The organism is Lentzea albidocapillata subsp. violacea, from assembly GCF_900100275.1.
Lineage (GTDB): Bacteria > Actinomycetota > Actinomycetes > Mycobacteriales > Pseudonocardiaceae > Lentzea > Lentzea violacea.
In genome coordinates, this window is record NZ_FNET01000002.1 from 150,286 (window position 1) to 163,310 (window position 13,025).

Annotated in this window: 12 protein-coding genes; 3 read left to right on the forward strand and 9 right to left on the reverse strand. The window is 69.5% G+C overall.

What is annotated here, in order from left to right:
• Positions 1 to 16: 16 nt before the first annotated feature.
• The 4 genes from BLR21_RS05730 to BLR21_RS05745 all read right to left on the reverse strand — a co-directional run bounded on the left by BLR21_RS05730 (position 17) and on the right by BLR21_RS05745 (position 4,418).
• The gene (locus BLR21_RS05730) at positions 17 to 790 is read right to left on the reverse strand and encodes a hypothetical protein (protein WP_090004655.1); all 774 of its coding nucleotides are present in this window, start codon (positions 788 to 790) and stop codon (positions 17 to 19) included.
• Positions 791 to 878: 88 nt separating this feature from the next.
• A complete protein-coding gene (locus tag BLR21_RS05735; protein WP_090004656.1) occupies positions 879 to 1,718 on the reverse strand; it encodes an SAM-dependent methyltransferase in 840 nt (279 codons plus the stop codon).
• Between the two features lie 30 nt (positions 1,719 to 1,748).
• Positions 1,749 to 2,978, reverse strand: coding sequence for a cytochrome P450 (locus tag BLR21_RS05740; RefSeq protein ID WP_090004657.1), 1,230 nt, complete (start codon positions 2,976 to 2,978; stop codon positions 1,749 to 1,751).
• Between the two features lie 303 nt (positions 2,979 to 3,281).
• The gene (locus tag BLR21_RS05745; RefSeq protein WP_143027618.1) at positions 3,282 to 4,418 is read right to left on the reverse strand and encodes a beta propeller repeat protein; all 1,137 of its coding nucleotides are present in this window, start codon (positions 4,416 to 4,418) and stop codon (positions 3,282 to 3,284) included.
• Positions 4,419 to 4,678: 260 nt separating this feature from the next.
• On the opposite strand from BLR21_RS05745, the gene pgfA (BLR21_RS05750) reads away from it, so the two are divergent.
• Positions 4,679 to 5,791, forward strand: coding sequence for a cell envelope lipid trafficking protein PgfA (gene pgfA / locus BLR21_RS05750; protein ID WP_090004659.1), 1,113 nt, complete (start codon positions 4,679 to 4,681; stop codon positions 5,789 to 5,791).
• On the opposite strand, the gene BLR21_RS05755 is transcribed toward pgfA (BLR21_RS05750), so the two are convergent.
• Positions 5,776 to 6,903 carry an amidase gene (locus BLR21_RS05755; protein WP_143027619.1) on the reverse strand — a complete coding sequence of 376 codons (1,128 nt, stop codon included), beginning with the start codon at positions 6,901 to 6,903 and terminating at the stop codon, positions 5,776 to 5,778. The two genes, pgfA (BLR21_RS05750) and BLR21_RS05755, sit on opposite strands and share 16 nt — an antisense overlap.
• Before the next feature lie 249 nt (positions 6,904 to 7,152).
• Here BLR21_RS05755 and pgfA (BLR21_RS05760) point away from each other — a divergent pair, with 249 nt between their 5' ends.
• Positions 7,153 to 8,109, forward strand: a complete 957-nt coding sequence (gene pgfA, locus BLR21_RS05760; RefSeq protein ID WP_176929497.1) for a cell envelope lipid trafficking protein PgfA — start codon at positions 7,153 to 7,155, stop codon at positions 8,107 to 8,109.
• Here pgfA (BLR21_RS05760) and BLR21_RS05765 read toward each other — a convergent pair.
• Complete coding sequence (locus tag BLR21_RS05765) at positions 8,093 to 8,854, reverse strand: methyltransferase domain-containing protein (protein ID WP_090004662.1); 762 nt, start codon at positions 8,852 to 8,854, stop codon at positions 8,093 to 8,095. The two genes, pgfA (BLR21_RS05760) and BLR21_RS05765, sit on opposite strands and share 17 nt — an antisense overlap.
• Before the next feature lie 102 nt (positions 8,855 to 8,956).
• Here BLR21_RS05765 and BLR21_RS05770 point away from each other — a divergent pair, with 102 nt between their 5' ends.
• On the forward strand, positions 8,957 to 10,078 hold the full coding sequence (locus tag BLR21_RS05770) for a glycosyltransferase family 4 protein (RefSeq protein ID WP_256334492.1): 1,122 nt from the start codon (positions 8,957 to 8,959) through the stop codon (positions 10,076 to 10,078).
• On the opposite strand, the gene BLR21_RS05775 is transcribed toward BLR21_RS05770, so the two are convergent.
• Genes BLR21_RS05775 through BLR21_RS05780 form a run of 3 tightly spaced genes read right to left on the reverse strand, consistent with a single transcriptional unit; the run spans position 10,025 to position 12,828 of the window.
• A complete protein-coding gene (locus BLR21_RS05775; RefSeq protein WP_256334493.1) occupies positions 10,025 to 11,041 on the reverse strand; it encodes a hypothetical protein in 1,017 nt (338 codons plus the stop codon). The two genes, BLR21_RS05770 and BLR21_RS05775, sit on opposite strands and share 54 nt — an antisense overlap.
• An 11-nt stretch (positions 11,042 to 11,052) precedes the next feature.
• On the reverse strand, positions 11,053 to 11,220 hold the full coding sequence (locus tag BLR21_RS42300) for a hypothetical protein (RefSeq protein ID WP_157512856.1): 168 nt from the start codon (positions 11,218 to 11,220) through the stop codon (positions 11,053 to 11,055).
• 3 nt (positions 11,221 to 11,223) lie between these two features.
• Positions 11,224 to 12,828 (reverse strand): MmpA family trehalose lipid delivery protein, encoded by a 1,605-nt coding sequence (locus BLR21_RS05780; RefSeq protein WP_090004664.1) that lies wholly within the window; start codon positions 12,826 to 12,828, stop codon positions 11,224 to 11,226.
• Positions 12,829 to 13,025 lie beyond the last annotated feature (197 nt).

The following is a 13,025-nucleotide window of genomic DNA, read 5'->3' on the forward strand; positions in this document are numbered from 1 at the left end:
CCGGGCGCACGTCAGCTCAGCGCTTGAGCTCGGCCCGCATGCTCCACTTCCCGGTCATCAGCGTGTTCTTCGACGTGAGCGTGATCGGGAACCCGTACTTGTGGACGAGGTCGGTGTCGCGGCCGGAGACGAGGATCGAGTTCGCCGCCTGCTCCCTCGCGCGGAACTGCATGTCGTAGACGAACTGGATCTCGCCCTTCGTGCCGGTGTAGTACCCGACCGGCGTGTGGAAGTTCTGCACCGGCTCGGACGAGATGTCCTCGACGACGGCGAAGCGCTCGTGGTCCACATTGGACCCGGTGTACCTGTTGTGCACTAACCGCATTCCGTTGGCCATGGGTGTGATGCTTCTTGTCGCCTGGACGTGCCGGGCGGGCGCGCCGAGCCGCTGGACGGCGTTCGTCAGCGCGGGCTGGTTGGTGCCCCACCACAGCGGCTGCGTCGTGCCCCACGGCTGCTCGACGCCGTCGCGGTGGGAGATCTCCACGGTCGCCATGGTGATCATGGTCGGCTTCGCGCGGCCGCCGTTGACCGAGATGCCCGAGCACGAGTAGTCGCCCATGTAGACGTTCACCTTGCCCGGTGTGCCCTCGGCTTCGCGGACCTTGTACCGCGATGCCACGAGCTCACGGGCCTGGTCGACGGTGATCTGGGTGATCTCGCCGAACTCCAGGCAGTCGCCCTCGGAGGTCACGACGACGGACGGGTGCCCGGCGTGCGCGGACGCCGGCACCAGCGTTGCCGCCAGTGCCAGCAGGACGGACGAGACGGCGAGCGATGACTTCTTCATGACCTTCTCCTTGTCGGGGGAGGAAAAACGCGTGCGGCATCGACGCACGACCGGACGGTCGTGCGGAAGTGGTCGCCGTGCTGCGGGGTCAGCTGTCGGCGGAGCGCCGGGCGACGAAGAGCATGTAGCGGGGCACGAGCGATTCGGCGCAGCCCTTGAACGCCTTCACGAACCCGTCGAAGACGGCGTCACCGTGGTCGGCACGCAGCTCCTTCTCGGTGTCGTACAGCGACTGCAGCAGCAACGCGTACGTGCGGTGGGTGTTCTCGGTGATGTCGAGGAACTCGACCAGCTCGAACCCGGTCGATCGCAGCAGCGCGGGGTAGTCGTCGAGGCGCGGGATCGGGCCGAGGCTGGCGACGCCCAGGAACGCGTCCACGGCCTCCTTGCGGGCACCGTCCAAGGGCACGTTCTCGAAGAAGTCGGTGGCCACGAGCGTGGCGCCGGGCTTGAGGACCGCGGCGATGTTGCGGAACGCCTTCTCCCGGTCCGGCATGTGCACGAGCGACTCGATCGCCCAGGCGGCGTCGAACTCCGCGGCGCCGAACGGCAGGGGCTCCATCGCGTCCGCGTGCAGGAACTTCACCTGCTCGGCCGCACCTGCCGCCTCCGCGGCCTCGTTGGCGCGCTTGACCTGGGCGGGGTCGTCGGAGATGCCGGCGACACCGCAGCCGGTCCGTTCGGCGGCACGGCGCGCCGGCTTGCCGAGCCCGCACCCCACGTCGAGCAGCCGCTGTCCCGCCGCGATCCGCGTCCGTTCGATCACGAAGTCGGTGAGCTGGTCCGTCGCCACCTCGACCGCGCTGGTGTCCTCCGGCCCCGACCAGTATCCGACGTGGAGATTCTCGTCCCACACGTCCGTGCGCATGTCCTCGTCGGCCTTGTAGTCGTACTTGGCCTCGGCGGCCTGGTCGTCGGTAGTCGACATCGGCGCTGCTCGCTTTCCTCGTGAGGTCCGTCAGCGGTGGAAGGTGACCGGAAGGCTTCGCAGGCAGAAGATTCCGGGGGCGTCGTAGAACTTCAGCTCGTCGGACACCGGGGTGATCTCCCTGGTGCGCCGGGCGAGCACCCGCAGCGCGGCGGTCGTCTCGACCCGCGCCAGCCCGGCACCGAGGCAGTAGTGGATCCCCATGCCGAAACCGAGGTGCCTGCCGGTCGTGCGGCCGAGCCGGAACTCGTCAGGGTCGGCGAACTGGCGTTCGTCGCGGTTGCCGGAGACGAGCCACACGCGCACGAGCTGGTCGGCGGGGATGACCGCGCCGCCGATCTCCACGTCCGTCGTGGTGAAGCGGTAGACCTCGGTGAACGGGCTGCGATGGCGCAGCACCTCCTCCATCACCGGGGCGGGGTCCACGGTGCCCGCCCGCCAGGCCGCCATCACGCCGGGGTTCTCCCCCAGCGCCAGCACCGTGTTGCCCAGCAACGCGGTCGTCGTGATGTGCCCCGCCGTCAGCAGCAGCACGGCGAAGTTGCGGATCTCCCTGTCGCTGAGCCGTTCGCCCTCGATCTCGGCCAGCGCGAGCGCCGTCATCAGGTCGTCGGCGGGCTCGCGCCGGCGCAGCTGCGCGTGGTCGAGCATGTACGAGTTCAGTTCGTCCAAAGTGGACTGCATGGACTCCATGTACTCGCCGTTGAACGGGTCGTCGTGCTCGACCGCGTAGAACTCGTCCGCGCACCGCACGAGGAAGTCGCGATCGGACGCGGGCAGCCCCAGCAACTCGCCGATGACGATCACCGGCAGTTCGTAGGCGAGGTCGCCCACCAGGTCGAACCGCCCGCTCCGGTCAGCCAGGGCCCGGTCGAGCAGGTCGTCGACGATCCCCTCGATCCGCGGGGCGAGCTGTTCCACCAGCCGCGGCGTGAACACGTGGGACACGAGTCCGCGCAACCTGCCGTGCCGCGGCGGGTCGATCGAGACCATGCTCCCCTCGGCGTTCTCCGCCACCTCCGGCGGCAGCGAGCGGGACGGGTCGGAGCAGAACGTGTCCGTGTCCCGCAGTGCTCGGACGATGTCGTTGTAGCGGAACAGACTCCACGTGCCGTTCGACTCGTCGTACCAGGCCGGCTGGTCGTCGCGCATCCCTTTGAGCCAGGCGAGAACCGCGGTCCCGCCGTCGGCGAAGGTCAGTCGCGGGATGCCGCTGTCCCGCGATGCCTGCCGCGCCGAAACGTCCGACAACTCCGTCATGCTCGCCCCTCACCTCGAGCAACACACCCGCAGGTGTATGACTAATCGTCATACTAAGCACGCGGGTCAAAGCAAGGCAAGGACGCCGAAGGGGCGATCGGCACCAGCGTCCGGACGTCCGTTCCTGCGGGACGACGGCACGCGGCCAGGCTGACTCGCGCATCAGACTTCGCGGCCGGCGTGACCGCGAAACTCACCACCGGCGCGGACGACCCGCCCGGCAGCAGGGTGTGCGGCCGCCCGGCAGAGCGGACAGCAGCAGGGTGTGCGGCCGCCCGGCAGAGCGGACGGCCGCACACCAACTCACCGCATCGAGTACTCGGCGATCACCGCCTGCAGGAGCAGCGGGCTCGTACCGGGCAGGTCCGCGTAACCGACGGCGATCAACCGGTTCGTGCCGGGCACGGCGGCGATGGCGTTGTAGTTCGTGCCGGACGAGCCTGCCGGAGCGGGCGCCGGGGTGGTGGTCCAGCCGGCCGGGCCGTGGGAGCTGAAGGACGCCTGCGGGAACCGGCCGATGACCCACGGAACGCCGTTCGTCCCCACCGCGACGCCGGGCGTGGCCGGGGTGTTCAGTCCGCTGACGGTCTGCCAGGTGGTGCCGTCTCCTCGCACGACCACGTTGGCCGATCCCATGCCACCGCCGTCACCCACCGCCCAGATGTCACTGGAGGACGTGCCGTCCAGCGACTGCAGGGTGACCTGCTGCTGGTTCAGTCCTATCTGGACCGCCCGCCAGGCCGTGCCGTTCCAGTGGAACAGCAGCGGGCCCGAGTAGCCGTTCCACATGCCGTGTCCCGCCGCCCACACGTCGTCGGGCGCGAAGGCCTTGACGGCGTTGATGGCGCAGAAGTTCAGGAATCCGCCGCCCGTCACGCATTCGGCGGGTGGCTGGTGTTCCTGCCAGGAGCTTCCGGTCCACTCGTGGAACACCGGCGTGTTGCCGTTGTGGCCGACCAGCCAGGCATGTCCGTCCACAACGGACAGATCGCGGATCGAGAGCGTGCCAGGGGTGGCACCCGGCGGGTACGGCACCTCGGTCCACGTCCTGCCGTTGTAGCGCCACACCAGCGTGACGTTGCCGTCCGGTGACCACGGCGCGCCCGTGACCCAGACGTCCCTGGCGGACGACGCGGCGACGCGCTGGAACGACACCCGCCCCTGCACGGCCGGAAGCGACGTCCGGGACCACCTGAACCCGTTCCACCGCAGCATCATCGGATCACCGGTCGTGTACTGCTGGTCCGGGTGGTAGCCCTCGAAGCCGACCGCCCAGGCGTTCCTGGCGTCGACCGCGGCGACGTCCCAGAGATTGCTCGTCGCCTTGTTCTGCGGGATCGAGGCCAGGCGCCACGACGGCGCCGCGGCCGCGGCGGGCACGGCGGCGCCGGTGACCAATGCGGCCGAGAAGGCTAAGGCCAGGCATCTGCGAACTCTCATAAGTCCCCCAAGCTCTTGGACCTGAACAGGATTGGTGCGCGATCGATCATTCACGACGACCGGCCCCGCGCCAGGGGTTCGCGCCGCCTTGACCTGGTTGAGCGGCGATCGTGACCCAGCCGCCGCGGCCGGGTAACCCGAATGGGATTCAGGTATGCACTTGTGATCTAGCTCACGGACCAGGTAGAACTGAACGCACGGTTACCGGTAATCACCCTCACGCAACACCCTCCCTGCCAACCGAATACTTGTGAGGACCTGTGCGAACCGCAGTCGTCGCCGCCCTGCTCGGACTCGGTGCCTTCGCAGTAGCGGCAGGATTGGTGCTGCAACTGCACTCCTATCCCCTGCTCGCCAAGCTGCAGCACGACATCGACACCGTCTCGGTCTCCGAAGGAGAAGGAGTCACCGCCGTCGTGTACCCGCCCGGCGGAATGCCGGAGGTACGCCACAACCTCCGCCTCACGGCGACAACGCACGTCGAGGGTGATCTCGCCGCGCCCGAGATCAAGGAGAACGGCGACGTCACCGTGTGGAAGCGGGCGACGATCGTCAAGGAGGACGCCGGCAAGCTCGTGCTCAGCGCCGAGGTGCGCAAGATCTGCCTCGACCGCCGCACCGGCGAGGCGGTCGCACCGTGCCGAGGCGAGTTCTACGAGACCGAACGGGGTAAGCGGGTCACCGCCGAAGGACGGCAACTGCTGCAGCCCGGCCTCAACTTCGTGTTCCCGTTCGACACCGAGCAGCGTGATCACCGTTGGTACGACACCGTTCTCAAACGCCCGGTCGACATCCACTTCGCCGGAGAGCAGCTGTTGCAGGGACTCGACGTGTACCGGTTCACGCACACGATCCCGCAGACCGCGCTCGACCGGTTCGCGGTCCCCGGTTCGCTGGTCGGCAGGCCGGAGCCGTCCGTGGACGTCACCCAGTACTACGGCGTCACCCGCACGTTGCTGGTCGAGCCCACGACCGGCGCGGTGCTCTCGGTCCGGGAGGACATCCGGCAGGAGCTGCGCACCGACACGCAGGACGAGGGTGAGGGAACCCCTGTGTTCGCCGGAGAACTGCGGCTGACGAACGCCTCGGTCGCCGCGAACGCGGACCAGGTCAAGGCGAACCTGCCGAAGCTGTTCGTGATCACCACTCTTCCCGCCGTCCTCTGGGTCTCCGGCGCCGTGCTGGTCGCGATCGGGCTGGTCCTGCTGCTCGTGTGGCGGCGCGGTCTCGTCGCCGGGCCGCTGGCGCTGGTGATCGGTGCGTGCCTCGCGGGCACGATCACCTACGGCGTCACCAACGCCAGCGACCCGGACGACTCGCTCGACCTCAAGAACGTCGTGTCGTCCTCGAACGTCGACTACGGCCTGCGATGAGCACCGCTCTCCTCCTCGATGATCCCGGCGACCCGGAGCAGTTCGCCCTCCGCCTTCGGCACCGCGATCAGGGTCACCGGCAACGGGTTCCCGTCGGCGTCCGAGCCCGCGCGCACGGACACGGCCGGGTAGCCGCTGACCCTCCAGAGCGGCGAGAACGGAGACGTGGCGCCGTTGCGCACCAGCACCCCGCCGGGCAACGACATCGTCTCGGCCGGCCCGGTGTGTCCTGGTGTCACCAGCACGTCGACGCCGGTGAACATGTGGTCCAGCATCACCCTCTCCGCCGCGCGCATCGACCGGCAGATGCCGCGCAACGGCCAGGGCACGAACCGGTCGAGCAGGTCCAGCTCACGCGGACCGGCGGCCAGGTGCGGCGCCAGCAGGAGCCTGGACTCGCTGGCGAGGTGCGGGTCGTGGTCGACCACCTCGTCGACGTGCAACGACAACAGGGCGGCGACGTCCTCGACGACCCGGCGCATCGACGGGCGGGTGCGGGTGGTCATCGAGAGGCCGCGCAACGACACACCGATCCTAAGTGGACGGTTCGCGGGCTCGGCCGCCCAGCCGATCCCCCGCACGACGTGCGCCACGTCGGCGACGGTTCTCGCTACCACGCCGCGTCCACCGGAGGTCTCGAAGCCCACGACGCCCGCGCCTCCCGCGGGCACGCCTCCGGCACCGGGCGCGCGGCGTGCCAGCACCGCGGCCACCACACCGGTGGCGACGGCGACGGCCGTGCCCGACACCTTGGGATCCAGCGTCGTGGCGGGCATGCCGGGCGTGGGGTTGCGATGGAGCTCGGCTCCCGACGTTCTCCCGATCACAACGGCTCCGGACGCCACCAGTGCGTCGAAAGCCGAACGTGGCAGGGAATCCTCGACAGCCAGGGGCAGTCCGAGCAGGCCGCCGCTCTCCCCGCCCACCATCCGCCGATCGGCCTCCGCCGCACTGCGCCGGGCGGCGGCCAAATCGACATCTGTGAAAACGTGCTGCGACGAGTTCAGCCGATGTTCCGCCGTCGCAAGGAGTTCTGCTGCGGTCGTCGCACCGCGGGCGAGCAGCCGGGCCTGCTCAACTGCTCCGGGATAGCACACAGGGGTTTCTTCCACGTGTCTCTTCCTCCGGCATCGTCGCCGATGAGTAAGGAGCTGCTTCGTTCAGTCGCTACCCGTTGGACAGCAGGGGTTCCGCCGAACGGCTCTGCGATTCGGCGGCCGAGTAGCTTCTTTCTCCACGCGGACCGATCAAGATGACCTGGGTCACCCCGGTCGAGGGGTTGCGCAGAGGTTACTGTCCGGTAGGTTCCACGCCACTGTGACGTCCCTCTCATACCCCCAACACCCCCAGAAGGAGGACGAGTGCGACGTGTTGCGAGCCTCGTGCTGGTAGGACTGGGCATCTTCTCGCTGGCGCTCGGAGCAGTCCTGCGCTTCTACGTGTACCCCGAGCTCGCAGTCGTGCCGCTCGACCAGAAGACGGAATCCGTCGCGGAAGGCGCGGCGAAGGTCTTCTACCCCAAGGACCTCGTCGTCAAGGACGCGCGGCTGACCGCCACCCGCAAGGTCGAGAGCAACCTGACCGTGCCGGAGGCCAAGGTCGACGGTGACGTGATGGTGTGGGACCAGGGCCTGGTCGTCACCGACTCCGAGAACCAGCTCATCTCCGCGCTGAAGCACCGGGTGTGCCTCGACCGGCGGACGAACATGGCTCTCCAGCAGTGCACCCAGCAGTACGTGACCGACGCCGAGGGCGACCCCACCGCAGCCGACAAGGCGGTGCACCAGGAGGGCCTGAACTACAAGTTCCCGTTCGACACCCAGCCCCAGGACTACGAGTACTTCGACACCACCCTGCGCAAGGCGACGACCGCGCGGTACGAGGGCACGGACGAGGTCGGCGGGCTCGAGGTCTACAAGTTCGTCCAGAAGATCCCGTCGACCAAGTTCCGCGACCAGGAGGTGCCGGGCCAGCTGGTGAACAGCACCGAGGCCTCGGTCAAGGCGGAGCGCCGCTACCAGAACACCCGCACCATGTGGGTCGAGCCGGTCAGCGGCATCATCGTCAAGGGTTCGGAACAGCAGCGGCAAGCACTGTTCGGGCCGGACGGAAAAGAAGGAACGGTACTGCTCGACGCCACCCTGACCTTCAACGAGCAAACCGTCAGAGAATCGGTTGCACGAGCCTCAGAGGCACGCGGAAAATTGACTCTGATCAGCAGTACCGGACCGATCGTCCTGCTTTCCGTCGGCCTGGTGTTGCTGCTCGCCGGAATTCTTGTCGGTGTGCTCGGACGACGGCCTAGGCACGTCGCCTGAGCACGATCACGAAGTTCCACGAGGCGATCTCCCGGACCCCCGGGACACGGGTGATCCACTTCGCCCACCACGGGTGGTACCGGGGGAACGTCTCGACCACGTCGGCGACGGTCTGGCGGTGAGCCCACCGCTGGACCGCCCCGACGCTCACCGGGAACAGTGAAGTGCCGAACGAGTTCTTCGGCGGCTTGCCGTTGCGGCGCTCGTAACGGCGGCGCGCGTAGTGGCCGCCGAGGAAGTGCCACGGCGCGGTCTCGTGGCCGCCCCACGGCGAGTACCACGGCGTGTAGGACATGAAGACAGTGCCTCCGAGCCTGGTCACACGCACCATCTCGGCCAGCATCAGCCACGGGTCGTCGACGTGCTCCAGGACGTTGGACGAGTAGCAGACGTCCACCGAGGCGTCGCGGAACGGCAGTGCCGTACCGCTCGCGCGGATCATGCCGGGATCGGGTTCACCGCGCGCGGACAGCTCGCCGACGTCCGGGTCCAGGCCCACGTACCGGGCGCCGGCGCCGCGGAACGCCTCGGCGAAGTAGCCGGGACCACCACCGACGTCGAGGACGACCGAGCCGCTCAGGGACACGTACGACGACACCTGGGCGACCGAGTCGTCCGCCAGGATCCGGTAGAAGTGGTCGGGGTCGGACTGTTCTTTCAGAAATGCGCGAAAAAGCCGAACAGAACGGCGAAAAGTTGGCTTTCGCAACTTTTCCCGGGCCGAAACTGAACCGATCTCGACCATTGCCATCTCCCGCATTCCGTCTACCATGGCTACCTGGCAGTAACCTAGCATCGGGAGAGGCAGATGTCGCGTGGTCCTGATTACCGGCCGAGCATTCTGCTGGTGAATTGGCGCGACACCAGACACCCTGAGGGCGGCGGTTCCGAACGGTACGTCGAGCGCATCGCGGAGGGCCTCGCCCGGCTCGGCCACCGGGTCTCGATCCAGTGCGCCGGCCACGACCGCGCCCCTTCCGGCGACTGGGTGGCGGGCGTCCGCTTCCGCAGGCGCGGCAACAAGTTCACGGTCTACCTGTTCGCCCTGCTGGCGATCCTGCGCTCCGACGCGGACGTCATCGTGGACGTGCAGAACGGCATGCCCTTCTTCAGCCGCCTGGTCGCGCGCTGTCCCGTCCTCGTGCTGGTGCACCACGTGCACCGCGAGCAGTGGCACAGCGCGCTGGGCCCGGTCTTCGGCCGGATCGGCTGGTGGATCGAGTCGTGGCTCGCGCCGAGGCTGTACCGCAAATGCCGCTACATCACGGTCTCCAACGTGACGCGGGACGAACTGGGCCTGCTCGGTGTCGAGCCGCGCCGCACGGTGGTCGTGCCGAACGGGCTGGACGCGCCTCCCGCCGTCAGCGCGCGGCGCACCGAGGCGCCCGTGCTCGTCGCGGTGTCCCGGCTGGTCCCGCACAAGCGGCTGGAGCACGCGATCGACCTCGTCGCGCGGCTCCGTCCACAGTGGCCGGACCTGCGACTGGAACTCGTCGGCGAGGGCCCGTGGAAGGACGTGCTGCGGCAGCACGCCGTCGACCGCGGAGTCCAGGACAGCGTCGTCATCCACGGCTGGGTCGACGAGCAGGCCAAGCACGAGATCCTCGCCGGGGCGTGGGTGCACGTGTGCCCGTCGGTCAAGGAGGGCTGGGGCATCGTGATCATGGAGGCCGCGAGCCACGGCGTGCCCACGGTCGCCTACCGCTCGGCGGGTGGTGTGGCCGAGGCGATCGTGGAGCACCGGACGGGTCTGCTCGCCGAGGACTTCGACGACTTCGTCCGGCACACGGAGACGCTGCTGCGGGACCATCCGCTGCGCAAGGCGATGGGCGCCGCGGGCAGGGCACGTGCCCAGCAGTTCAGCTGGGAGGAGAGCCTCGACGCGTTCGAGAGCGCCGTGCACAGCGCCCTGCGGCTACCTCCGCGCCTGGTGGCCGGTGAGCACCGCGTCGCACAGCAGGTCGAGTAGCACCCCGGCGGCGGCCGCGTCGAAGTCCCTGCGCCGCGCGCGCACCGTGGCCGTGGTGGCCTCCCCTGTCGTCACCACGCCGAACGCGACGCCCGACCGGCCGCTCGCCGCGGGGAAGAAGCGCAGGGCGCTGACGTTCCCCTTGACGACACCGAGGTTCGACACGAGGAAGGTGCTGCCGAGCCGGGACGCCAGCAGCCGCATCCCCCACTGCGCCAACGGGTTGTGCGCGTTGGGGAAGCCCGCCTCCGGCGTCGCGGCCGTCAGCAGCGCACGCACGTCGTCCTCGGTCGCCCCGGCCGGCAGGCGCAGTCTCAGCAGCGCGCTGTCGGCCTCGGGACGCGGATCCGCTCCACCGCGCCAGGAGGCGCCGATCGCGGCGACGACGCGGCCGTGCGCGGCACCATGGGTGGCGTTCCACTTCCGTGTCGCGGCCAGCGCGGCGGAGGTGAGCCTGGCGCTGCCCAGCTTGACGACGGGCAGCGCACGGGACACCAGATGGTCCCCGTACTCGTTGCCCCGTATCGTTGGCTCGATGCGCGCGGGAGGCGTCCACACGGCTTCGCGCACGCGGTCGAGCGCGTTCAGCAGGTAAGGCCGATTGGGTCTGCGCAGTGCCACGCCGGTCGCGGAGCTGCCCACGGACTCATCGAGTGCGATGCCCAGCAACGCCAGCAGGCCGAGGCCGTCGACCGCACCGTGGTGGGCGGCGATCATCAGCGAGCCGCCGGCGAGCGCGACCCTGACCAGCGGATCGCCCACGCGGTAGTGACCGTCGGCGAACTCGGTCCGCGCACCGTCCCAATCGGACGGACGGAGCACGACCGCGGCCGGGCCGAGGTTCGGGAACTCCGCGCTGGCACGGGACATCCGCGCGGCCACCACCGAGGGATCCGGCGCCTCCCGCAGGCTCGCCTCGAGCAGGATGCTCCAGGAGGCCGCCGGGTCCCCGGGAAAGACCACGGTCACTCCGGTCAGCGCGAGCCGTAGTCGAGAACCTCGGGCTCCACGGCCTTCTGGCCTTGCTCGATCCGCTGCTCGACGACCTTGTCGGGGTTGTTCTGCGCGACGACGACCACGCCGACCCCTCCGGCGAGCGCGGCTCCGGCGACGATCGCGACCAGCACCGAAACCAGTTCCACGTCTTACTCCTCAGGTCGGGGTGCCGCGAATCTACCGACCGGTAACCGTCTCCACAACAGGCTAGTACCGATCAGTGACCCAGCCGCGACCCAGGCCAGCACAACGGGTGCGGCGGGTGGGCCGTTCGGTTCATCCGGCACTGCTCCAGGTACCCGATAGAGCGCCAGTTCGGGGCCGTCGTGGACCTTCTCCAGCCGTGCCAGCAGGTTCTCGTCCACCCGGCCCGGCGTCCCGCGCTCGACCAGCACCCAGCCGATGCCGCTCAGGTCACCGTCGCGCAGCCGTGCCGCCCGCGGGTCCTCCCCCGCCACGACCTTCCCGCCGACCGACAGCGAGTCGTCCACGACGGTCGTGCCGGGCAGGTAGCGCGGCGCGGGGTCGAGCTGGGTGCGCCGGTCGTTCCAGTCGAACCTGCGGAACGCCGACAGCGGGTACACCGCCACGTCGCCGGGCCGGTCGGCGAGCTTCTCCCGCACCGCGGCCCAGTCCGCCGGGTAGTGGACCGGTTCGAGCCGCCCGAACCCGCCCCACGCGAGGTCCGGCAGCAACCCGAGCAGCAGCACGGCCACGAGCAGCCGCGCGCGCAGCCGTTCCACCGCGACCGCGAGCCCGATCGCGAACGGCAGCGCGAGCCACGCCACCCACTTCTGGCTGTCGCGCAACAACCCGGCGCCCGGCACGTGCTCGATCAACGTCTCCAGCACCGCCACGCCGCCCGGCAGCACCGCGAGCAGGGCCAGCACCGCACCGAGCACGCCCAGTCCCGCCAGCGGCCACACGGGCAGGCGTTTCGACAGCTCCCGCAGACCGAAGACCGCCGCACCCAGGAGCAGCACGGTGAGCACCGGAAGCATCGGATTGGCCCGGCTCACCGGAACGACCTCGGCGTTCCAGATCCCGCCCAGCCCCAGCACGCTGAGCACCGGCCCGCCCCAGTTCTCGCCGCGCGCGCTGAACGCCTCGACGCCGGCCGGGTCGGACAGTCCGTCGTGCAGCAGCGAGGGCACCCACCACGGCGAGTTCAGGACGACACCGATCGCGATGACCTGCCACGCTTTGCGGCGTCCGGCGGTGGCCAGCGCCGTGCCGAGCGCGAGGATGCCGCCCGGTGCCGAGAGCACGGCGGGCAGGCACGCGAGCACGAGCCGGGTCCACGCGTGCGGTTCGCCGTCGCGCATCCGCAGCCCGGCCATCGCGACCCACGGCAGCGCCGCGTAGCCCAGCAGCAGCGTCCAGTGGCCGATGAAGAGCCGCTCGGCGACGTAGGCGTTCCACGAGTACGCCACGGCGGCGACGATCCGCACACCGGTCCTGTCCGTCGGCACCAGCAGCCCGGCACCCAGGGCACCGGCGAAGACGATCGCGAGCAGAGCGAGCTTCTGCACCAGTTGACCGGGAACCACCTGGGTCATCAGCGCCACCACGGCGTCGACCGGCACCGCCCGCGGCAACGCGTCCCCGAGCCCGAACGCGGCCGCGTTCAGCGGCTGCTCCGGCGTGAACACCATGTCGTAGACGAGGACGTAACCCGGCCACAGCACGGGAGCGAGGGCGGCCAGCGCCAGCAGCGCGCACGTGGCGTAGAGCGTCAGTCCGTTCGGCCGCACTTGCTCCCTCTCCGGTCGCGCCGGGGCTACAGTCGCCGAAACTACCGGCCAGTAGTACTCGCGGGTAGGGCCTGTGTCGAAGTCTGGTGCGATGAGAGTCGCGCTTGAGGGGGTCCTGGTGGTGCGGCGGTCCGGCCGTGCCGCCAGGGGCCGCCTCGGGCCCGGCTATCGCGGACCAGACTTCGACACAGGCCCTG